This is a genomic window from Mesorhizobium sp. P3_A10, assembly GCF_056403175.1.
The window spans coordinates 181032-204021 of sequence record NZ_JBFUFZ010000004.1; the positions used below are offsets into that span (position 1 = coordinate 181032).

Sequence of the window (22990 nt, forward strand, 5' to 3'; positions counted from 1 at the left end):
CAGGAGATCGGCGATGGACCAGCCGGCGACACCCAATTCCTTCCGCACCGGACCCGACGAACAGGGCATGTTCGGCATCTTTGGCGGCCGTTTCGTCGCCGAGACGCTGATGCCGCTGATCCTCGACCTGGAACGGCATTGGAACGAGGTCAAGAACGATCCGGAGTTCAAGGCCGAGCTGCAGAACCTGTCGACCCACTATGCCGGGCGGCCGTCAAAACTGTATTTCGCCGAAGGCCTGACCAAACATCTCGGCGGCGCCAAGGTCTATTTCAAGCGCGAGGATCTGAACCACACCGGCTCGCACAAGATCAACAACTGTCTCGGCCAGATCCTGCTGGCCAAGCGCATGGGCAAGAAGCGCATCATCGCCGAGACCGGCGCCGGCCAGCATGGCGTGGCATCGGCCACGGTTGCGGCGCGCTTCGGCTTTCCCTGCGTCGTCTATATGGGCGCCACTGACGTCGCCCGCCAAAGCCCCAACGTCTTCCGCATGAAGTTGCTGGGCGCCGAAGTGCGCCCGGTGACTGCCGGCCACGGCACGTTGAAGGACGCCATGAACGAGGCGCTGCGTGACTGGGTGACCAATGTCGAGGATACCTATTACCTGATCGGCACCGCCGCTGGCCCGCATCCCTATCCGGAACTGGTGCGCGACTTCCAGTCGGTCATTGGTTCGGAAGCCCGCGCGCAGATCATCGAGCAGGAAGGCCGGCTGCCGGACACCATCATCGCCTGTGTCGGCGGCGGCTCGAACGCCATCGGCATGTTCCATCCCTTCCTTGACGACAAGGAGGTCCGCATCATCGGCATCGAAGCCGGCGGCCGCGGCCTTGACGGCATCGAGCATTGCGCCTCGATGAGTGCCGGCGCGCCCGGCGTGCTGCACGGCAATCGCACCTATCTCTTGCAGAATGCCGACGGCCAGATCATGGACGGCCATTCGATCTCGGCAGGGCTCGACTATCCCGGCGTCGGTCCGGAGCACTCTTGGCTGCGCGACTCGGGCCGTGTCGAGTATGTGCCGATTCTCGATGACGAGGCGCTGGAGGCGTTCAAGCTGACGACGCGGGTCGAAGGCATCATACCGGCGCTGGAATCCGCGCACGCCATCGCCCATGCGGTGAAAATCGTGCCTGCCATGGACAAGGACCAGATCGTCATCGTCAACCTGTCCGGCCGCGGCGACAAGGACGTGCACACGGTGGCCTCGATGCTGGGCATGGAGATCTGATCATGACCACCCGCATCGACCGCCGCATGGCAAAACTGAAGATCGAAGGCCGCCCGGCGCTCGTCACCTATTTCATGGGCGGCGACCCGGACTACGACACTTCGCTGTCGATCATGAAGGCGTTGCCCGGCGCCGGCAGCGACATCATCGAGCTCGGCATGCCGTTTTCCGATCCGATGGCCGATGGCCCGGCGATCCAGGCGGCCGGTTTGCGCGCGCTGAAAGGCGGCCAGACGCTGGTCAAGACGCTGAAGATGGCGGCGGACTTCCGCGCCGGTGACAATGAAACGCCGATCGTGCTGATGGGCTACTACAACCCGATCTACATCTACGGTGTCGACCGCTTCCTCAGGGACGCGATTGCCAGCGGCATCGACGGGCTCATCGTCGTCGACCTGCCGCCGGAGATGGATGAGGAACTCTGCATTCCGGCACTGAAGGCCGGCATCAACTTCATCCGGCTGGCGACGCCGACCACCGACGACAAGCGCCTGCCCAAGGTGCTGCAGAACACGTCGGGCTTCGTCTACTACGTCTCGATGACCGGCATCACCGGCTCGGCACTGGCCGACACCGGCAAGGTGGCTTCCGCCGTCAAGCGCATCAAGGGCCACACCGACCTGCCGGTCTGCGTCGGCTTCGGCGTCAAGACCGCCGAGCAGGCGCGCGTCATCGGCGCCAATGCCGACGGCGTCGTCGTCGGCACCGCGATCGTCAACGCGGTGGCCAACGTGCTGGGGCCGAAGGGCGAAAAGACCGCCGATCCGGCCGAAGCCGTCGCCACTTTGGTCAGCGGCCTTGCGCAAGGCGTGCGCTCGGCCCGCCTTGCTGCCGCCGAATAATCTTCCTACGTCTTCGTCAGGACAGGAGCCGAAGCGATGAACTGGATCACCAACTACGTTCGCCCGAAGATCAATTCGATGCTCGGCCGGCGCACCGACATGCCCGAAAATCTCTGGATCAAGGATCCGGAGACAGGCGAGATGGTGTTCCACAAGGATCTGGAACAGAACCAGTTCGTCATCCCGTCTTCCGGCCATCACATGAAGATCTCGGCCAAGGAGCGGCTGAAATTCTTCCTCGACGACGGCAAATACGAGCAGCTTGAGAACCCCAAGGTCATGCAGGACCCGCTCAAGTTCCGCGACGAAAAGCGCTACACCGACCGGCTGAAGGACGCCAAGGCCAAGACCGGCCTGGAAGACGCCATCGTCAACGCGGTTGGGTCAGTCGAAGGCCTGCCGGTGGTGGTGACGGTGCAGGACTTTGCCTTCATGGGCGGTTCGCTCGGCATGGCCGCCGGTGACGCCATCGTGCATGGCTTCGAGGTCGCCTTGCAGCGCAAGCGGCCGCTGATCCTGTTCGCGGCCTCCGGCGGCGCCCGCATGCAGGAAGGCATCCTGTCGCTGATGCAATTGCCGCGCACCACCGTCGGCGTCGACCGGCTGAAGGAAGCCGGTCTGCCCTACATCGTCGTGCTGACCAACCCGACCACCGGCGGCGTCACCGCCTCCTACGCCATGCTGGGCGACGTCCACATTGCCGAACCCGGCGCGTTGATCGGCTTTGCCGGCCCGCGCGTCATCGAGCAGACCATCCGCGAAAAGCTTCCCGACGGCTTCCAGCGCTCCGAATATCTGATGGAGCACGGCATGGTCGACATGGTGGTGTCGCGGCTTGAGCTGCGCGGGACAATTTCCAGGCTCTTGAAAATGCTGCTCAAGCTGCCGGAAGAACAAAAGCCGCTGGAGCCGGAAATCCTGCCGCCGGCGCTGATCCCGCCGGAAGCCCGGCCACAGGCCTGACGCGACATCGTTAGCCGCGAACCGCGATTGCGCGCGCTTTGCGACGCGCTTAGCTTCTTGATTGCGCATGATCCTTTCCGAAAATCGATTCCGATTTTCGGGGTCATGCGCTAGGATTCGTCCATGACCACGCTTGCCGCCGACCGCGAAATCGAAAGCCTGATGGCGCTTCACCCGAAGGGCTTCGACCTTTCGCTTGGCCGCATATCGCGGCTGCTGGAGCGGCTGGGCAATCCGCAGGACCAATTGCCGCCGGTCATCCATATCGCCGGCACCAACGGCAAGGGCTCCTGCGCCGCCTTTTCGCGCGCGCTGCTCGAAGCCTCGGGCTACCGCGTCCATGTCCACACCTCGCCACATCTGGTGAACTGGCATGAGCGCTACCGGCTGGCCGCCGATGGCGGCGGCAAGCTGGTTGACGACAAGGTCTTCGCCGATGCCATCGCCCGCGTCGCCAAGGCCAATGGCGGCGAAAAAATCACCGTTTTCGAGATTTTGACCGCGGTCACGTTCCTGCTGTTTTCCGAACATCCGGCCGATGTGGCGATCATCGAGGTCGGCCTCGGTGGCCGACTTGACGCCACCAATGTCATCAGCGAGCCGGCCGTCTCGGTGATCATGCCGGTCTCGCTCGACCATCAGGCCTATCTCGGCGATCGGGTTGAGCTGATCGCGGTCGAAAAGGCCGGCATCATCAAGCGCGGCTGTCCGGTGGTCATCGGCGCCCAGGAAAGCGAGCCGGCGCTGCAGGCCATCATCGAAACCGCCGAGCGGCTTGACTGTCCGTCCTTTGTCTATGGCCAGGACTTCCTCGCCTATGAGGAAAACGGCCGCATGGTCTATCAGGACGAAGACGGTCTGATGGACCTGCCGCCGCCGCGCCTGCCGGGGCGCCACCAGTTCGCCAATGCGGCGGCGGCGATCGCCGCGGTCAAGGCGGCGGGTTTCGAGATCAGCCACCGCGCCGCCGAAAAGGCGATGACGAGCGTTGTCTGGCCGGGCCGGATGCAGAAATTGTCGCAGGGCAGGCTGGTGGATCTGGCGCCCAAAGGCGCCGACATCTGGCTCGACGGCGGCCACAATCCAGGCGCCGGCATCGTCGTTGCCGAAGCGCTGGCCGAGCAGGAGGAAAAGCACCCGCGGCCGCTGTTCCTGATCGCCGGCATGATCAACACCAAGGACCAGAGCGGCTATTTCAGTGCCTTCAAGGGGCTGGTCCGGCATGTCTACACCGTGCCGGTGAGCATGAGTGAAGCCGGCGTGGCGAATGACGAACTGGCGATCCGCGCCACGGAGGCCGGGCTGACAGCCGAACCGGTGAGTTCCGTCGCCAGCGCGCTGATGCTGCTGCGCGACACCTGGGACGGACCGCCGCCGCGCGTCCTGATCGGCGGATCGCTTTATTTCGTCGGCGCGGTGCTGGCCGAAAACGGCACGCCGCCGACATGATCAAGGTCAAGCAGCTCGCCCATGCCTGCATCTTCGCGCATGATCTGGAAGCGACGCGAAGCTTCTACCGGGACGTGCTGGGCATGGACATAAAATTCAATTTCCTGCGCGACGGCACGGTTTTCGGCTTCTACCTCGATTGCGGCGGACGCAGCCATGTCGAGGTGTTCCAGAAGGACGGCACGAGCTTCAGCGAGCTCAACCAGATCAACCATTTCTGCCTTGAGGTGGAAGATATCGACGCGGCGATCGCCCATATCAGCTCGAAGGGCATCGACGTGACAGCCAAGAAGCATGCCTGCGACGACACCTTCCAGGCCTGGATCCGCGATCCCAACGGGGTGAAGATCGAGCTGTTCGAATATACCGTAAAAAGCGCGCAATTCACCGGCGGCGACCGCATCGCCGACTGGTAGTCGCACCCGATGCGGCCTTGGTGGATTATTTCAGCTCGATCTCGATGAAGGCGTACTCGCCCTCATTGGCGCTGATGACGTCGTGCTCGACGCCCTCCTTGCGGAAGTACGGCGCACCCTTCTTCATCTCGGCGAAGGATTCGCCGTCCTTGGTCAGCAGCTTCACCTTGCCGTCCATCAGCGGCACGACGACATAGTCGTGGCCATGTCGGTGCCAGCCGGTGTTGTCGCCCGGGGCGAAGCGATATTCGGTGACGATGACACGCTCATTGTCGATGAAGACGGTGGCCTTGGCAGATCCGGTCATGTCGCTTCTCCTGTTTTGTCAAAACAGAAGACATGGCGTGCGCCGACGCGAGGGCCAGAGCGGCTCAGCGATGACGCCAACAAAAAGCCCGGCACGATGGCCGGGCTTTTGCCGGGAATGTCGGTCCGCTCAGGCGAGGTTTCCATTGATCCAGTGCGACAGTGCGGTCTTCGGCGCCGCGCCGACCTTCATGTCGGCCATTTCGCCGCCCTTGAAGATCATCAGCGTCGGGATCGAGCGCACGCCGAACTGCGCGGCAAGCTCGGGATTCTCGTCGATGTTGAGCTTGGCGATCTTCACCTTGGCGCCCAGCTCGGTGGCGATGTCCTCGAGCGCCGGCGCGATCATCTTGCACGGGCCGCACCATTCCGCCCAGAAATCGACGACGACCGGTACGTTGGCGTCGAGCACGTCGGTCTGGAAGTTGCTCTTGTCGACCTTGACGGTGGCCATATGGAAAATTCCTTTCGAAAGTTTTTGTCCCACCAAATGTGGTGGTGATCGAGCCCTTCTTCAAGCAGGTGTTGTGTCACGCTCCCGTGAGTCGGGCAAGGGCGGCATCCATGGCCGCCGCCGGCAGCTCGATCAGCCGCGGCGCTTCGGTAAACAGCAGAGCGGCCTGGACCTCGCGGCCGGGATAAAGCGGCTGCAGCAGCGCGCGATAGAGCGCAAGCTGCAGGACATAGGCCGGCGGAACATCGGCAAGGTTGGCGGGCGCCGGCCGGTTGGTCTTGTAGTCGACGATCGACACGCGGTCGGGCGTCACCGCCAGCCGGTCGATCTTGCCGGAGATCGAGCGTTTCTTGCCCTTCACCTCCAGGCTGCCCATGATCGCCACCTCGGCCCGCGAGGACGGCCCAAACAGCTGATCGAAGCGGCTGTTGGCGAGGATTGCCGCCACCGAGGCCAGCGCCTTGTCGCGCTCGGCAGCAGGCCATTCCGCGCCCGCGCGGATCAGATAGCGCTCCGCAGCCGCCCGGCGTTCGCCTTCGGCAAGGCCGGGCAGCATCTGCAGCAGCTTGTGCAGCGCCAGCCCGCGCATCACCGCAAAGCCGGGCTCCGCCTCGCTGTCCAGCACCGGCGAGCGTGTATCGACCACCGCTTCCTTGGCCTCGTCGATCAGCGCCGAAGCGCCGGACGGTGACAGCGGCCGCGGCAAGTCCTCATAAGGCGGCAGTGGCCGGAACAAGGTCGCCGGCAGTGGCCTGAAGATCTCCTTTTGCCGGGCGTCCTCGCCGGAAACCAGCGCGACGGGCGACAGCTTGGTTATGCGAAAGCGATGCACGGGCTCGTCTATGGCGGGGTGCCGGCGCTCAGTACTTTCAGGCGCGCCGATCAGCGCGCGGCTGACGATCGAATGCCAGGTGCCGGTACTGGGCGCGCGCTTGCCATGATAGCCGCAGACGATCAGCCGGTCCTCGGCCCGCGTCATGCCGACATAAAGCAGCCGGCGGTACTCATCGTCGGCCAACTCCCGCGCCCGCGCCGCGGCGGCGCGCGAAAAACCGTTGGCGACGTCGCTGGCGGCGCGCCACAGATAACCCTTGCCATTCCAGTTGTTGCCCGAGCCGTCGAACGGCATCAGCCGCGGCAGATGCTGGTCGCTGAACGGCGCCGATCCGCCATCGACCAGGAACACCACCGGCGCTTCCAGGCCCTTGGCCGCGTGCACGGTCATGACGCGCACCTCGTCGCGGGTCTGGTCCATCTCGCGCTTGATCTCGGGGCCGGTGTTTTCCAGCGTCGACAGGAAGGCTTCCAGCCCTGGCAGGCCGGTCCGCTCCTCGGCCAGGCAGAAGCTGAGGAATTCGTCCAATATGTCGCCGGCTTCCGGCCCCAGCCGCGCGATCATCTTCTTGCGCACGCGATCGCGCGCCAGCACGCCGGCATAGAATTCGAACACCGGCTTGAACGCCGCTTCATTAGCCCAGCCGTCGAGGCGGCTGACGACATTAGCCAGCGCAGTATTTTCGCCGGCGTGCTGCCTGAGCGAGGCGATCAGCGACAATCCTAGAGGCCGCTCCGCTGCGAGCGCGAACAGCGTCTCCTCCGACACGTCGAAGATCGGGCTGCGCAGCACGGCGGCCAGCGACAGATCGTCCTGCGGCTGGATCAGGAAATGGCCGAGCGCGATCAGGTCCTTCACCGCGATATGTCCGGGCAGGCTCAGCCGGTCGGCGCCGGCGACAGGGATATCGCGGCGCTTCAGCGCCCGCGTCAGCGCATGGACGAAGCGGTCGCGCTTGCGCACCAGCACCAGCACATCGCCGGGCCGCAGTTTCTGGCCGCGGCCTTCGATGATCTCGCGGCTGCCGATCCAGCCGGCAATGGTCGCGGCGACGTTTTCGGCAACCCGCACCGCTGGTGCATGGGCATGGTCGATTGCTTGCGTCCAATCGTCGGGCTCGTCGACGGCATCGGTGCCGATCGATGGCCACACTTCGACATAGCCCGGCGCATCGGTACGGATCGCCTTGTGGTCGAGCGGATCGGGATCATGGCTGATGCCGCGCCGCACGCCCGGCTCGGCAAAGACGCGGTCGACGGCGGCGAGCACGTCGTCGGTGGAGCGAAACGACCAGGTCAGCTTGAGATCGGCGAACGCGGCTTCGGCATCGCGCACGCGATCGGCAAACAAAAGCCGGCTGTCGGCAAAGGAGTCCGGTGCTGCTCCTTGGAAGGAATAGATCGACTGTTTTTCGTCGCCGACGGCAAACACCGTGCGATGGGTCGTGTCGCGCGCGCCCTGCCCGGCAAAGAACTCCTCCGTCAGCCGCTTCACCACTTCCCACTGGTCGGGACTGGTGTCTTGCGCCTCGTCGAGCAGGATGTGGTCGATGCCCTGGTCGAGCTTGTATTGCACCCAGGGGCCGGCATCGGGCCGCGCCAGGAGATTGACCGTACGGGTGATGAGATCGTTGAAATCGAGAAAGCCGCGGCCGCGCTTCAGCGTCTCGTAGCGGGCGATCAGCCAGTCGGCGATGGTCAGCGCAGCACGCGTGCCTTCCAGCATTCGAAACAGCGCCAGCCGGTCGGAGATCTCGAGAATAGCACTGACCGCCGAGAGGTAGCGTTCCGGCAGATCGGGCAGCCGGTCGAGCAACGCCTTCTTGAACGCCTTTGCCGGATCGTAGGGGTCGCCATCCGCCTTCAGCAAGGCCTTGGCCAGCAGTTGCAGCCGGCGGATGGGATCGGCCTCGGCGAAGGCAGAACGGGCATAGGGCAGGATGTTGTTCAACACGATGCGGGCGTCGGCGTCCTCGGCGGCGCGGGCGAAGCCGGCGAAATAATCCGGCAAAAAGCCCGGCAGCAGCCAGACGGACGCCGCTATGGTCTCAGCGGTCTGGCCGGCGCTGAACTGGAATTCGTCGAACAGCGCCTGGAAGCGGTCGCGGCCGGCAGCATCGATGAAGGCGCGCAGGCCGTCGCGCTTGCGCACGATCTCGCCCAGCAGCGCGTCGAGCCCAGCCTCGCCGCTGCGTTCCAGCACGGCGGCGAAGGCCTCGGCCAATTCCATGTCGCCGGCGGTGGTGCCCGAAATCATGTCGCGGCGGGCTGTGGCAAACAGCGACGCCTCCATCTGCGGATCGAGCATTTCGAAATGGGCCGGAATGTTGGCTTCCAGCGGGAACTGATGCAGCACCGATTCGCAAAAGGCGTGGATGGTCTGGATCTTCAAGCCGCCCGGCGTCTCCAGTGCCTCGGCGAACAGGCGCCGCGCCCGGCGCATGGTTTCGCGATCCGGCCGACGGCCGTCCAGCGCTTCAATCCTTGCCGCCAAGTCGGGGTCGCCCAGTGCCGTCCATTCCGACAGTGTCGAAAACACCCGGTTCGACATGTTGGCGGCGGCGGCGCGGGTGTAGGTCAGGCACAGGATTTTTGACGGATCGGTGCCGCGCAACAGAAGCCGGATGACGCGCTGGGCCAGCACATGGGTCTTGCCCGATCCGGCATTGGCCGACACCCAGGCGGAATTTTGCGGATCGGATGCGCGCGCCTGACTGGACGCGGTGTCGCTCGGAATGGGGTAGTTTTTCTTCATGCCTCCCCGCCCTCGTCGTCGGTGTCGCCGCCGGCGGACCATTCGAGCACGCGGGCGAGATGGTCGTAGTCACCGTCGGTCTCGCCCTCGCGAAACGGCAGCGCCCGCGACAGGTAGCCGGCCGCCGGGTCGGCATAGTGGATCAGCAGCTTTTCCAGCCGCGCCCAGGCCTCTTCGGCGAGATCGGTGGCGGTGCGCGGCTTGCGGTTGTATTCGAGGATGGATTCCTCGAACACCTCGCCATTCGGCTTCAGTCTGACGAAGGCCAGCTGCGATGGTTCGCGCGCGCCCAGCCCCTTGAAGGCGCCGCGCCTGAGCAGCGCGCCCTCCAGCGCCAGTTGCGGCGCCAGCAGCGTGTGCGCCTGCGCCTTGGATGGCGAGGAGCCGGTCTTGTAATCCAGAATGTCGGCCATGCCGCCGGCCAACAGGTCGACGCGATCGGCATAACCGGACAGCGTCACCCCGGATTGGCCGACGACGATCTTTTCGGCGCGCTCCTCGGCGTGCCGCCGTGCCACGGCAGCGGCGCGGCCGCGTTCCCACTCGATGATGCTGCTGGCCAGTTTTTCGAAGCGCGGCCACCAGACCGCCTCGACATCGGCGGGAAGTGCTGCCTCGGCAAAGCAGGCCCGGCCGGCGGCGATGAGACCCTCCAATGCCTCCGGCGCGCGCGGGTCGGCGACGCGCGCCGAGAACAGATGCAGGATGGCGTGGAAAAGCGTGCCGCGCTCGGCCGCACCCGGATCGCGGATCACCGGATCGAGCGGCATCAGGGCAAGAATCCGTTTGGCGTAGACGGCGTAGGGGTCGCGGCGCAGCGTCTCGATCTCGGTGACCGAGAAATGCTGCGGCCTGATATCGAGCGGCGGCTTCGGCTGCGGCCGTGGCGCGAAATTTTCCTTCTCACCGGCATCGAGCGTGCGCGCCCAGGCCAGCAATTCATCGCCACGCCGGCGCAGCACCGCCGCGTGGTCCTTGCCGACGAACGTAAGAATACGCTGCAGCCAGCGCGACGGCACCGCCGGCGCGTCGCCGGAACGGGCAGAGCGCGCCAGCACCACCTTTCTTGCCCCCATCGCCATCTGGAAATCATGCGCGGCAAGGCCGATGCGCCTTTCCGGCGGTTCGAGGTCGATGCCGGTCTTCATCAGCCGCGACATGAAGCGATCGCTTTCCGGCTTGCGCGGCCACACGCCTTCATTGAGGCCGCCGATGACCAGCGTGTCGACGCTCTGCAGCCGGGCTTCCAGTGCGCCCCAGATGGCGATGTTGCGGTCTGTGCCTTGCCCCGGCTTGACCGTTTCGGGCGCGATCAATGCATCCATCACGTCGGGCCATTCCTGACCCGCGAAAGTGAACGACGCCGAGGCGGCGACCAGCCCGCGCAAAAGCTCGGCGAGCTTTTCGCCAGCGTCGCTTGCATAGAGTTCGCTCAGATTGCCATCCGCCGCCCGGCCGAGGCTTTCCAGCGCGGCAATGCTGGTTCGGGTCAGTTCGGCCAGATCGGCATCGTCCTGCCCGCGATAGGCGGTGAGTGGCGCCAACGCGTCGGTTAGACGGGTCAGCAGATCGCGCGCGCCTTCGATGCCGCTAACGGTCAGCCGGGAAAACCAGAAGGGCTGGCGCTTGTCGCTGCTGAGCCCGGCAAGACGGGCCTCGAACAATTGCGGTAGCGATACGACATCGGGACGACCGGTACCGCCGCGCAGCGCCACCAGTTCGATGAGCTCGGCCGCATGGCGCACGCTTGCTCGCTCCAGGCCGAGACCAAGCAGCGGGTGCTTGAGCAGCGACAAAAGGCCAACCGGATCGCCGGGCCGGAACGCCGCCTGGAGCGCCAGTCTGAGCAAGCTGGCCGCCGGCGTGTTGGCGAGCGGCGTGCCGCCGGAATCGTCGGCGACAACCCCAAAACGCAACAGCTCGGCCGAGACCCGCCGCGCCAGGGCGCGGTCGCCGGTGACCAAAGCTGCCCGCTGGCCCGGCTGTTCGACGGCGGTCTTCAGCGCCACGGCAATCGCCACCGCCTCGTCGCGCTCGCTGGCCGCTTCCACCAGCGTCACCTCGGCAAAGGCCTCGGCGATATCGGCGGCGTCGAACCGCGCGCGGGTTTCGGCCCAAAGCTCGGTGGTTTCGGCCGGCCGCAGCGCTTCGCCGACAAGAGCCGCGCGGATGGCAAGCGGCGTCTCGGCGGCAACGACCTCATCGATATCGGCCCGCAGCACGACGATCTTGCCGATCAGTTTGGCCAGGCCGTATTGCGGATGGCCAAGCAAGGCCGGCCGCGCGCCCGGTGCTGCAATCGCAGCAAAGGATGCCTCGTCGAGCATGCGGTCGAGGCCCGGCAACACGACGGCGCCATTGGGCAGGCTGGCGACCACGGCCAGCAATTCGGCGGTGGCCGGGATCGACCCGGTCGAGCCGGCGGCGATCACCGGCCCGGCGGGTGGATTGCGCTTCAGCCGTGCCGCTTCGAGCCGGATCAGCGCATTGCGGTGCGCGGCCGGGTTGGAGCGGTGGCGCTCTGCCAGGAAGTTCGGCCAGGCGTCGGTGACGATGCCGAGGAAACTCAGCGTCACCTGCCACCAGCCGGCGAGGTTCCCGGTCACCAGATCGGCCAGCCGGGTCCAGTCCGAATCCTCGGTCTCGATCTCGTCCATCAGCCGGGCAAGGTCGCGCGCCAGCCAGATGGCGTCGGCGGCTGACGCCGGCACCACGATCTCCTCGTCGAACATGGCAGCGACATGCGCCGGCAAATTGCGTTTCCAGGCGCGCACCAGCGGCGCCAGCAGCAAAAGCCGCTCGATTGCCGAGATCGGCGGCGCCAGGTCGATTGCGGCGGACGCTTCGGCCTCGAAAGCCGCCTCGTCCTCGTCAAATTCGCCGAGCGGGCGGATGACCGGCAGGATCGCCGAGCGGCCACCCAGACTGTCGACGAAAGCGCCGCGCAGCGCGCGGGCGGCGCGGCGTGTCGGCACATAGATGGTGACGTCGGCCAGCGCCAGCGGGTCGCCGTCGAAACGGAAACCGGGAACCAGCCTGCCGGCAAGCAGCGCATCGGCCAGCGTCGGCAGAAACGGCGCTCCGGGCGGGATGGAGAAAGCGCGGCGGGAGCCGCTCATTGCGACTCGGTGAGCGCGCCGGCAACCGCTGCTTCCGCCAGCGCAATGGCGTCGGGCGTGCCGACGGTGATCCAGTGGCCGTGCATCGGCATGCCGAACAGGCGCCCGGCGGCGATTGCCGTATCGAAATAGGCATTGAGCGAGTGCGGCCCGGCCGGCGCATTTTTGAACAGGCGCGGATGGACGATGGCAGCCCCGGCATAGATCAGCCCGGCCGGATCGCCCTTTGAACGCCGCAAGCCTCCATCCGGCGCCACCAGGAAATCGGTGCTGCCGCAATGTCCGGTTGCCTGATTGAGATCAGCCAGCATCAGCAGAATATCCATTTTCGTCGCGTCCCATGCAAGGGCGAGGCGATCTAGGTTGAGCGGAGCGTGGTCAATCCAGAAGGTGTCGGCGTTGAGGATGTAGAAGGGCTGCTCACCCAGCTCCGGCAAGGCCTTGACGATACCACCGGCGGAATCGAGCAGCTGTGCACTTTCGTCTGAAATCACGATGTGCGGCGTGCGGCGTGCGGCGACGTGGGCGACGATCTGTTCGGGAAAATAATGAACGTTGACCACGGCCTTGCCGACACCGGCGGCGGCCAGGCTGTCGAGGCCCCAGTCGAGCAGTGTCTTGCCGGCTATCTTGACCAGCGGCTTGGGGATGGTGTCGGTGATCGGCCGCATGCGCTTGCCAAGCCCGGCGGCGAGCACGATCGCGGTCCTGGGCTTTGCCGTCACGATGTCCGTTCCTCCAGCAGGCCATTGGCGACATAGAAGTCGCGCAGCCCGCTCAAGGCCGGGTGCGCCAGCGCCCGCCGCAGATAGTCGCGAATGCGCGGCAGGTGTTTTAGATAATAGGGCTTGCCGTCGCGCTTTTCGAGCCGGACGAAGATGCCGAGGATCTTCGAATTGCGTTGCGCAGCCATGATCGCATAAGCCTCCCGGAAGGATGCTTCGTCGAAGGCGCCTGCCGCATGGCGCGCCGCGATGTAGGCCTTGAGCGTCTGTGCCTCGATGTCAGGCGATACGGTGACGCGGGCATCCATGGCGAGCGACCCCACATCATAGGCTGAAGGGCCGATCAGCGCGTCCTGGACATCGACGATACCGAGGCGGTCGTGGCCGGAACGGTCGCCACGCCAGATGATGTTGGGCGAATGATAGTCTCGCAGCATCAGCGTGTATTCACTGGCCGCCAGCCGGTCGAGCACGGCGTTCCATTCCTTGTGGTAGCCGGCCCGCAAGGCGTCGGTTGGCGGACTGCCCGTGACCATCGGCACATACCAGTCGACCAGCAAATCGGCTTCGATCATCATAGCGTCGCGGTCGAAGGGCGGCACGTCATGAAAGACGCCGGGCGCTGCCTCCATGCGGGCAGGCCATGTCTTGCCGTGCATCATCGCCAGCAATTCGGCCGCCGCCGCGTAGCGTTCGGCCACCGGCTCGCCGTACCCGTCAAGGAAACCCTCCGCGCCGAGATGTTCGATCAGCAGGAAACCCTGATCGAGATCCTGCGCGTGGATCTCCGGGACACTGACGCCACCGGCCAGCAAGGCGCGGTCGATGGCGACAAAGGCGGAAACGGATTGGGCAGTGTGGGCAATCAAGGCATAGGGCTTGCCGTCGCGGACCGGCGGCCCGAGCACCAGCCGCGGCGAGTTCATCAGCACGCGCGGCGCATGGCCGGCAAGCGAGACGATTTCGTAGGAGCGGGCGGAGGCATCGCCGACGAAATGCCGCCTTTGCGCATCACCCCAACCGGCCTGGTCGAGAAAGTCGCGCATGGCCAGCGATCGCTCGGCGCGTTCGAAGGCCGCACCTTGCCCGGATAGCCTGGCAAGACGGCCGTCGCCATCATGGACGAGTTCGATCAGGACAGAAGTCTTCGGCAGATAGGCTTCTGCCCGTTCCGGCCATTCGACCAGGGCAGCACCTTGCAGCAGCGCGTCGTCGAAACCGAGTTCGTCGATTTCGCCGGCTGAGGACAGGCGGTAGAGATCGAAATGATGCACGGGAATGCGCGTGTCGTAGCTCTGTACCAGGGTGAAGGTCGGGCTCGGCACGTCGAGCCCGGCATCGTCGGCCAGGGCCCGGATCAGCGCCCGCGCCAGGGTCGACTTGCCGGCGCCGAGATCGCCTTTGAGGGCCAGCACGTCACCGGCCCGCAGCGCCATGGCGAGATCCTCGCCGAGCCTTGCCGTCGCAGCTTCGTCAGCGAGAAAACGCTCCAGCACCACGCCTGCCATGGTGGGCGCTACTCAGCCGCGGCGCGAATGCCCGACGGGGCGTCGGGAAAGGTGCAGATTACGGTGGTGCCCTTGTCCTTGCCGGTCTCGATGCGGACGCTGCCGCCATGCAGTTCGACAAAGCTCTTGACGATCGACAGGCCGAGTCCGGCACCACGCCGGCGGCCGCCATTGGTCTTTGGCTCGAAGCGGCGGAACACCGAATCGAGCAGGTCCGGCGGCATGCCGGGGCCGTCATCATGGACGGAGAACTCGACGCCTTGCGCCAGCGGGCGACAGGCGAGCGTGATGGTGCTCGCCTCCGGCGCATAGTTGGCGGCATTGCTGAGCAGATTGTAGAGGATCTGGCGGATGCGGATCTCGTCGCCGTGGAAGCTTTTGGGCGCCGCAGCCGCATCGATGCTGAGCTTGATCGAATGCTCCTCCAGCCGGTCGGCGACCAGGTCGGCCGCAGCCGCGATGGTCCGGTCGATGCTCACTTCAGAGATGTCGAGCTGCATGATGCCGGCGTCGACTGTCGCCAGGTCGAGTATGTCGTTGACGATGGTCAGCAGCACCGACGAGGACGACCCGACATGCTCGACATATTCGCGCTGTTTCGGGCTGAGCGGCCCGGTTGTCGGCAGCGACAGAAGCTCGGTGAAGCCGATGATGTTGGTCAGCGGCGAGCGCAACTCGTAGGACACGTGCTGCACGAACTCGTTCTTCAGCTGGTCGGATTTCTCCAGCGCCTCGTTCTTGTCTTTCAGAGCCCGTTCGACATTGACGCTGTCGGTGACGTCGACAAAGGTCATCATCACTTGCCCGTTGGGCAGATGGATGACGGCATAGCGCAGCACATTGCCATTGTTGAGTTCGGTCTGGCCGTGGCGGTCGCGGCGCTCGTCATCGAAACCGGTGATGGCGGCAACAAACCCGCCCCACGGGCTGCCGGCGGCGCGTTGGTCGCATAGATCGCGGATCGCCGAGACATGGACGTTGGGTTTGACGATATCGGCGCCCAGCCCCCACAGCGCGACAAAGGCCGGGTTGGACAGGCGCAGCCGTCCATCCGGACCGAACACCGCCACGCCTTCGGCAAGATTGTCGAGCGTTTCGCCCTGGACCCGCACCGCGGTCTGGTAGCGGCTTTCGAGGTCCATCTTCTCGGTCAGGTTCTCGAACACCCAGGTCACGCCGCCCTTCGGCTGCGGGTTGGCGACCACGCGAATTGTCTTGCCGTCGGGCAGATGCCACCAATGCTCCTGCGATTCGACGGCGCGGTAGGCGCCGAGCAGGCTTTCCTTCCAGCGCCGCCATTCGGGCTGCTCGGCGATCTTGCCTTCGCTGCGCAGCCGGTCGAGCAGCAGGGCGTTGTCGGGGGCGCTGTGCAGGAAGCCGCTGTCGAGGCTCCACAGTTTCTGAAAGGCCTGGTTGAAGAAGCGCAGCTTCTCGTCGGTATCGAAAATCGCAACGGCGGTGTTCAGCTGATCAAGTGTGTCGGCGTGGCTTCTCACCGTGCGCTCATACTCGCCGCGAATGGTTTCGATGGCGCTGGTGTCGCTGGCGATGCCGGCGGAACCATCGGTGCCGGCGAAGTCGGTCACCGCAAACATGCGACGGTCGCCCTCGATCACCGTCGACAGCGTCTGTTCGAACACCGGCCGCGATTTGTGCTGCTCGGTAATCGCATCGCGTGCCTGGCCGCCGAGGAATTCCTTGGCGTCGCGAACGGCGGCCTCGGCATCCTTCGCTTCGACCGCCTCGGCATAGGCGCGGTTGACCCATTTCAGCCGTCCGTCGGCGGCGCGCAGCCATGTCGGCATTTTGAGCGCATCGAGCAGCCCGATCATCGTGTCATAGTCGGCGGCCAGCCGCTGGTTGTCGATCTTCAGCCTGGCCTGGCTCCGCTGCGTTTCCGAAAGCGAGACGAAACGCACGATCACATGGGCAGCACTCTTGCGGCCGTGCACTTCGAGCGGCGCGCCGGCCTGCGATTCGATGACCAGATCGAAGGACTTCGCCTTTTCGCGCAATCCCGCCACCGCATTCTCGAGCGCTGCCGCCGAACGCGGCATCAGCCAACGGCCGAAAGCCAGGAAAGCAGCGCGGTCGTCCGGGGCGCCGCTTTCCAGCGGCAGCGTTCCAATCAGCTCGGGCTTCTTGTTTTCCGACGTCCAGACGATCACGCGCTGGTCGCGCAAATTGAGCATCGCTTCGGAGCGCTGCAGCGCAGCGTTGACGTCGGCGATGCGGGCCCTGAGTTCGACATTCTGCGCCGAAGTGCGCGCCCGTTCGCGGATCAGGAAGATCGCCGAGACAAGTGCTGCGCCCATGACGCCGGCAAACATCGCCAGCTGCATGACCTCGACCGTGCTGACTGACAGTCCGGCTTTCTGGGCAATGCCGGGCTCGGCATGCGCCGCAAAGCCAAGCAGCGGGCCGGCCAGTGCGGAGGTGGCAAGGAATAAGCCGACGCGTGCGCCAAGGCGCCATGGAAGGCTGCCGCCCGTGACGGCGGTACCGGTGACACCCGAATCGTCGCGGCCGCCGGAAACGGCCTGTCCCGCGCGAGGCGGGTTTTCCCCCGGCATGTCTTGGTCCTTTTCGCCGCCTGAATGCAAGACCGCCCAAATGCGTTCGTCGGTCCTCGTCCCCGGACCGCGAATCAGCACCATAGCGCTTGCGCGAATCGGCGTGAAGAATCAATCAGCGCAAAAATAAAGCCGGGCGAAAAGTCAATCGCCCGGCTACAATATCTAGTGGTAATTTCCGCTTTGCTTAATAGCGGTAGTGTTCCGGCTTGAACGGCCCCTGCGGGGTCACGCCGATATAGGCGGCCTGTTCGCCCGACAGTTCGGTCAGGCGGGCGCCCAGCTTGTCGAGATGCAGGCGCGCGACCTTTTCGTCGAGATGCTTGGGCAGCACATAGACCTGGTTCTCGTAATGGCCGGGCTTGCTGTAGAGCTCGATCTGCGCCAGCACCTGGTTGGTGAACGACGCCGACATGACGAAGCTCGGGTGGCCGGTGGCGTTGCCGAGATTGAGCAGGCGTCCCTCAGACAGCAGGATCATCCGCTTGCCATCCGGGAAGGTGATCAGGTCGACCTGCGGCTTGACGTTGGTCCATTTCAGATTGCGCAGCGCAGCCACCTGGATTTCGTTGTCGAAGTGGCCGATGTTGCCGACGATCACCATGTCCTTCATCGAGCGCATGTGGTCGAGGGTGACGACATCCTTGTTGCCGGTGGTGGTGATGATGATGTCGGCCGTGGGCGCAGCATCTTCCAGCGTGACGACTTCAAAACCGTCCATCGCCGCCTGCAGCGCGCAGATCGGATCGACTTCGGTGACCTTGACGCGGGCGCCGGCGCCCTTCAGCGAGGCCGACGAACCCTTGCCGACGTCGCCATAGCCGCAGACGACCGCGACCTTGCCGGCCATCATCGTGTCGGTGCCGCGCCTGATACCGTCGACCAGCGATTCCTTGCAGCCATATTTGTTGTCGAACTTCGACTTGGTCACCGAATCGTTGACGTTGATCGCGGGGAAGGGCAGCAGGCCCTTCTTCTGCAGCTGATAGAGCCGGTTGACGCCGGTCGTCGTCTCTTCGGTAACGCCGCGGATCGCCGCCTTCTGCTTGGTGAAGAAGCCGGGCGAGGCCTTCAGGCGCTTCTTGACCTGGGCGTAGAAGTACTCTTCTTCCTCGCTCTGCGGGTTGGACAGCACGTCTTCACCGGCTTCGGCGCGGGCGCCGATCAGGATGTACATGGTGGCGTCGCCGCCGTCGTCGAGGATCATGTTGGAGGTGCCGCCATCGGTCCACTGGAAGATGCGGTCGGTGTAGTCCCAGTAGTCCTCGAGCGACTCGCCCTTGATGGCGAACACCGGGATGCCGGCCTCGGCGATCGCGGCGGCGGCGTGGTCCTGGGTCGAGAAGATGTTGCAGGAGGCCCAGCGGATGTCGGCACCGAGCACCTTCAGCGTTTCGATCAGCACCGCCGTCTGGATGGTCATGTGCAGCGAACCGGTGATGCGCGCGCCCTTCAGCGGCTTCTTGTCGCCGAATTCCTCGCGGCAGGCCATCAGGCCCGGCATTTCGGTTTCGGCGATCTCGATTTCCTTGCGGCCCCAGTCGGCAAGCGAAATGTCGGCGACCACATAGTCCTTGCTACCCGTCATGGCAGTGCTCCGATGTGAAAAATCTCAGGGATGCGCCCACGCCGGAAGGCGCGTCGAAGGGCGCGGATTGCCGGCCTGACTAGCAGATCACCGGCCGTACGACAATGGGATATAAAGAAATCTTTATTCGTGCATGTCTTTGGAGGTGCCCATCATGACTCCTCGCCGAAGCGCGAAGCGACCAGCTGCTCCAGCGCGTCGATGACTTCCAGGGCCTCAGGCCCGCTGGCAGTGACGCGGATGGAATAGCCTGGGCTTGCCGCCAGCATCATCAGGCCCATGATCGAGGTGCCGCCGACCTTGACGCCGTCTTTCTCGACATGGACCGCGGCGTCGAAGCCGCTGGCGAGCTGGACGAACTTGGCCGAAGCGCGCGCGTGCAGGCCGCGCTGGTTGACGATCGGAAAATCGCGGACGATGTGGTCCTTTTCCGGCGACAGCGCGTTCATTTGCTGCTCAGCAGCTGGCTGGCGACGTTGATGTATTTGCGCCCGGCGGCCTGCGCCTCGTCGAGCGCGGCGCTCATATTGTCGCCCTTGCGAATGCTCGACAGCTTGATCAGCATCGGCAGGTTCATGCCGGCAATGACCTCGGTACGGCCGGATTCCATCACCGAGATGGCGAGGTTGGACGGCGTGCCGCCAAACATATCGGTCAAAACGATGACGCCCGACCCGGTGTCGACGCGCGCCACGGCTTCGACGATGTCGCTGCGGCGCTGCTCCATATCGTCATCGGCGCCGATCGCCACGGTTTCGAAATTGTCTTGTGGCCCCACGACATGTTCCACGGCATGGCGGAACTCGGTGGCCAGTTGACCGTGCGTTACAAGCACGAGTCCGATCATTCTTTGGTGGCTCCCGTCATCGCCGCTTCACAGGCGCATTTTATGCTCGCCGGCCATTCCAGGCGGCGGGAGCGCTATCTTGTCGACGCGAGGCGCGTTGACAAGCCCAAAATTGCGCCGACCTACGCCATTTTGACGCATTGCAACAAAAAATCGAAACCGGATCATGCGAAAGCCGCGATCGAGAGCCGCGCCATTACGGCCGGCAGGGCCGTCGCAACGTTGCGCTCGATGAGATCGATCCGCGGCACCGGACAGCCCGCGATCGGCTCGCTGAGATCTTCCTGAAAGCGGTCCCTCTCATGCCTAGGGACCAACCGGATATGGAGGTCGATCACCCCGCCTGGCTCGAACGACAGCGGCCGTGGCATGAATCCTGGCACTTCCGCGAGGCCTGCAATGGTGGCGGGTACGCGGCAGACCAGCCGCCCGGCGCACGTGGCCGCAAGCAGCCTGTCGTCCCCGATCAGCCGTGAAAACAGTCCGCGCGCCCGGCAATGGTCGATAAGCACCAGCGCCAGCGTCGTCTTGCCGGCGCCGGACGGTCCGGTGATGAGAACACCGCGTTCGCCGATCAGGAGCGCCGTCCCGTGAATGTTTTCAGCTTTCACGGATCAGCCTTCGGCCGGCAGCGTCACCACGAAGCGCGCGCCTTTGATCTCACCGGGCTTGGTACCCGGGATGTTCTCGGCGGTCAGCGTGCCGCCATGGGCTTCGACGATCTGCCGCGATATCGACAGGCCAAGACCCGAATTCTGGCCGAACGCCTCGCCGGCCGGGCGGTCGGTGTAGAAGCGCTCGAAGATACGGTCGATGTTGTCGGCCCTGATGCCGGGGCCGTTGTCGTCAATGGTGACGATGTTGAACTTGCCCGCGCGTGCAAGGGAAATCGCGATATGGCCGTGTTCTTCGGGAACGAAGGAACGGGCATTCTCGATCAGATTGGTGACGACCTGGCCGATCCTGAGATCATGGCCGACGACGAAGTAGCCTTTGACGCCTTGCGGCAGCTTGGCGACCTTGAACTCGATCTCGACCGCCTTCTTGTTGCGCGTCGCCTCACGTGAAACGGCGACGAGGTCGGTGATGAATTTCTTCAGATCCACCGTTCCGGCATCTTCACGCGCCAGCTCGGCGTCAAGGCGCGACGCGTCGGAGATGTCGGTGATGAGCCGGTCCAGCCGCCGGACATCGTGCTGGATGATCTCCATCAGACGCGCGCGGGAATTATCGTTCTTCGCCAAGGGGAGCGTTTCCACCGCGCTGCGCAGCGACGTCAGCGGGTTCTTCAATTCGTGCGACACGTCGGCGGCAAAGCTCTCGATCGCCTCGATGCGGGCGTAGAGCGCATTGGTCATGTCGCGGATGGCGATCGACAGATTGCCGATCTCGTCCTGCCGGTCGGAAAAGTCGGGGATTTCCTCGCGGTTCTTGACGCCGCGCCGCACCCGCACCGCCGCCGCCGACAGCCGGCGCAGCGGGTTGGCGATGGTCGAGGCCAGCAGCATCGACAGGATGGCGGTGACCAGGGCGGCGATGCCGAAGACGCGCAGGATCGCCTTGCGCTCGGCAGCGACGATCTTGTCGATGTCACCGCCTTCCGTCGACAGCATCAGCACACCGAGCACGGCACGGAAGCGCTGGATCGGCACGGCCACCGAAACAATCTGCTCGCCCTGCTCCGAGACCCGCACGATGGTCGACGGGCTGCCGGTCAACGCCTTGACCACCTCCGGGAACGCGGCGCCATTGCCGCCCGGCTGTTCGTGATAGACCGGCAGTTCGGTGTTGCGGAAGAAATCGAAGACGAATTTCTGCACGCGCTCGACAAGGTCTGGCTCTTCTTCCTCGACCGGCGGCAGGTCGTAGCGAAGGATCTGGCCGCGCGAATAGAGGTGACGTGAATCGAGCAGCAGATTTGCGTCACGATCGTAGATGCGGGCACGGGTGCGCGTCGGCGAAATCAGCCTTCTCAGCACCGGCGCGACCCGCTCCGGATTGATCGGGAAATCCAGATTGTCGAGCTGGTCGGAGCCGGGGCCGAGGCTTTCGCCGGCCTGCAGCTCAAGCAGCTTCTCCGGGTCGATGCTGATCGAATCGGTCTCGACCGTCGCCGACGCCGCAATCGCGCCGGCGATGATCTCGCCCTGCGTCATCAGGCTCTCGACGCGGGCATCGATCAGCCCGTCGCGAAACGTGTTGAGATAGAGGATGCCGGTGACCAGGACGGCAAGGCCAGCCAGGTTGAGGAAGAGGATGCGCCGGGTCAGGCTGGAAAAGATGTGGTGGCCGAGGAAACGGCGCATCGGCACCGTCAGCCTCGACAGAAATGCGGGCAGAATCCGCGACCGCCTGACAGCGCCGGTTCGTCTGCTCCGCTCTACATCAACTGCCATCGAATAGCAGCTCCCGCCTAGTCTTTGGTTTAATGCATGTCGTTGTCCCAAAACCGGGACCACTTTTGGGCGACATGCACTACCTTAAGCTTCGCGGAACCGGTATCCGACTCCGTAAAGGGTTTCGATCATCTCGAAGTCATCATCGACGGCCTTGAACTTCTTGCGCAGCCGCTTGATGTGGCTGTCGATGGTGCGGTCGTCGACATAGACCTGCTCATCATAGGCTGAATCCATCAGCGCATCACGGCTTTTTACCACACCGGGACGCTGCGCCAGCGAGTGCAGGATCAGGAACTCGGTCACCGTCAGCGTCACCGGCTCGCCCTTCCAGGTGCAGGTGTGGCGCTCCTGGTCCATGACAAGCTGGCCGCGCTCGAGCGAGCGGGCCTGCTGGCTGGGTGTCTTGGCTGCTGCCTCGCGGGCACTGGCCCGGCGCAGCACGGCGCGGACCCGTTCGACCAGAAGACGCTGCGAAAAGGGTTTGCGGATAAAATCGTCGGCGCCCATCTTGAGGCCGAAGAGCTCGTCGATCTCGTCGTCCTTCGAGGTCAGGAAGATCACCGGCAGGTCGGACTTCTGGCGCATGCGGCGCAGCAACTCCATACCGTCCATGCGCGGCATCTTGATGTCGAGGATGGCGAGGTTCGGCGGGCGCGCCGCCAGGCCTTCCAGCGCTGACGCCCCATCCGTGTAGGTTTCGACGCGGTAGCCCTCGGATTCGAGGGCAATCGACACCGAAGTCAGAATGTTGCGGTCGTCATCGACAAGCGCGATCGTTGCCATTTCAAGCGGCTCCCTCATGAGCTGTCCCTTCTTTCGTAGAGAAGGGGCTTTTGCAGGACAAATTAGGTACAAAATGTGGCATAGGCTCAGACCGCTGTCACGAGCGGCATGCCGGCGGCCACAATCACACCACTACACGGATTGGACGAACAAAAACTGCCAATCCTTTGGGCAACCACCCGACTTTTTGCACAT

Annotated in this window: 18 protein-coding genes; 5 read left to right on the forward strand and 13 right to left on the reverse strand. The window is 64.6% G+C overall.

Going from position 1 to position 22990, the window contains the following annotated elements:
• The first annotated feature begins 13 nt into the window (after positions 1 to 13).
• The 5 genes from trpB to AC1DXU_RS17720 all read left to right on the forward strand — a co-directional run bounded on the left by trpB (position 14) and on the right by AC1DXU_RS17720 (position 4904).
• On the forward strand, positions 14 to 1234 hold the full coding sequence (trpB, locus tag AC1DXU_RS17700) for a tryptophan synthase subunit beta (RefSeq protein WP_477370861.1): 1221 nt from the start codon (positions 14 to 16) through the stop codon (positions 1232 to 1234).
• 2 nt (positions 1235 to 1236) lie between these two features.
• Positions 1237 to 2076 (forward strand): tryptophan synthase subunit alpha, encoded by an 840-nt coding sequence (trpA, locus tag AC1DXU_RS17705; protein WP_477370864.1) that lies wholly within the window; start codon positions 1237 to 1239, stop codon positions 2074 to 2076.
• 36 nt (positions 2077 to 2112) lie between these two features.
• On the forward strand, positions 2113 to 3039 hold the full coding sequence (accD, locus tag AC1DXU_RS17710; protein ID WP_477259852.1) for an acetyl-CoA carboxylase, carboxyltransferase subunit beta: 927 nt from the start codon (positions 2113 to 2115) through the stop codon (positions 3037 to 3039).
• Positions 3040 to 3162: 123 nt separating this feature from the next.
• On the forward strand, positions 3163 to 4488 hold the full coding sequence (locus tag AC1DXU_RS17715; protein WP_477370867.1) for a bifunctional folylpolyglutamate synthase/dihydrofolate synthase: 1326 nt from the start codon (positions 3163 to 3165) through the stop codon (positions 4486 to 4488).
• The gene (locus tag AC1DXU_RS17720) at positions 4485 to 4904 is read left to right on the forward strand and encodes a VOC family protein (protein ID WP_477370870.1); all 420 of its coding nucleotides are present in this window, start codon (positions 4485 to 4487) and stop codon (positions 4902 to 4904) included. The genes AC1DXU_RS17715 and AC1DXU_RS17720 overlap by 4 nt, the downstream gene beginning before the upstream one ends.
• 25 nt (positions 4905 to 4929) lie before the next feature.
• Here the strand turns inward: AC1DXU_RS17720 and AC1DXU_RS17725 are convergent, their stop codons facing one another.
• The 13 genes from AC1DXU_RS17725 to AC1DXU_RS17785 form a co-directional block, all read right to left on the reverse strand.
• A complete protein-coding gene (locus AC1DXU_RS17725; RefSeq protein WP_227343825.1) occupies positions 4930 to 5211 on the reverse strand; it encodes a cupin domain-containing protein in 282 nt (93 codons plus the stop codon).
• Positions 5212 to 5340: 129 nt separating this feature from the next.
• Positions 5341 to 5664, reverse strand: coding sequence for a thioredoxin (trxA, locus tag AC1DXU_RS17730; RefSeq protein WP_127380281.1), 324 nt, complete (start codon positions 5662 to 5664; stop codon positions 5341 to 5343).
• Positions 5665 to 5740: 76 nt separating this feature from the next.
• A complete protein-coding gene (gene addA / locus AC1DXU_RS17735) occupies positions 5741 to 9253 on the reverse strand; it encodes a double-strand break repair helicase AddA (RefSeq protein WP_477370873.1) in 3513 nt (1170 codons plus the stop codon).
• Complete coding sequence (gene addB, locus AC1DXU_RS17740; RefSeq protein WP_477370876.1) at positions 9250 to 12372, reverse strand: double-strand break repair protein AddB; 3123 nt, start codon at positions 12370 to 12372, stop codon at positions 9250 to 9252. Before addB ends, addA begins: the two co-directional genes overlap by 4 nt.
• A complete protein-coding gene (locus AC1DXU_RS17745) occupies positions 12369 to 13097 on the reverse strand; it encodes a nucleotidyltransferase family protein (RefSeq protein WP_477370879.1) in 729 nt (242 codons plus the stop codon). The genes addB and AC1DXU_RS17745 overlap by 4 nt, the downstream gene beginning before the upstream one ends.
• Entirely contained in the window at positions 13094 to 14605 is a 1512-nt protein-coding gene (gene tsaE, locus AC1DXU_RS17750) for a tRNA (adenosine(37)-N6)-threonylcarbamoyltransferase complex ATPase subunit type 1 TsaE (RefSeq protein WP_477370882.1), read from the reverse strand. Before tsaE ends, AC1DXU_RS17745 begins: the two co-directional genes overlap by 4 nt.
• Positions 14606 to 14613: 8 nt before the next feature.
• Positions 14614 to 17178 carry a sensor histidine kinase gene (locus AC1DXU_RS17755; RefSeq protein ID WP_477370885.1) on the reverse strand — a complete coding sequence of 855 codons (2565 nt, stop codon included), beginning with the start codon at positions 17176 to 17178 and terminating at the stop codon, positions 14614 to 14616.
• 187 nt (positions 17179 to 17365) lie between these two features.
• Complete coding sequence (gene ahcY, locus AC1DXU_RS17760) at positions 17366 to 18766, reverse strand: adenosylhomocysteinase (protein ID WP_477370888.1); 1401 nt, start codon at positions 18764 to 18766, stop codon at positions 17366 to 17368.
• Positions 18767 to 18918: 152 nt separating this feature from the next.
• Entirely contained in the window at positions 18919 to 19215 is a 297-nt protein-coding gene (locus AC1DXU_RS17765; protein ID WP_477310773.1) for an HPr family phosphocarrier protein, read from the reverse strand.
• Positions 19212 to 19613, reverse strand: coding sequence for a PTS sugar transporter subunit IIA (locus tag AC1DXU_RS17770; protein ID WP_477310775.1), 402 nt, complete (start codon positions 19611 to 19613; stop codon positions 19212 to 19214). Before AC1DXU_RS17770 ends, AC1DXU_RS17765 begins: the two co-directional genes overlap by 4 nt.
• Positions 19614 to 19777: 164 nt before the next feature.
• Positions 19778 to 20224, reverse strand: a complete 447-nt coding sequence (locus AC1DXU_RS17775) for an HPr kinase/phosphorylase (protein WP_477370890.1) — start codon at positions 20222 to 20224, stop codon at positions 19778 to 19780.
• Between the two features lie 3 nt (positions 20225 to 20227).
• Positions 20228 to 22009 (reverse strand): stimulus-sensing domain-containing protein, encoded by a 1782-nt coding sequence (locus tag AC1DXU_RS17780; protein WP_477310779.1) that lies wholly within the window; start codon positions 22007 to 22009, stop codon positions 20228 to 20230.
• Positions 22010 to 22093: 84 nt separating this feature from the next.
• Positions 22094 to 22795, reverse strand: a complete 702-nt coding sequence (locus AC1DXU_RS17785; RefSeq protein ID WP_013528337.1) for a response regulator transcription factor — start codon at positions 22793 to 22795, stop codon at positions 22094 to 22096.
• Positions 22796 to 22990: the final 195 nt, after the last annotated feature.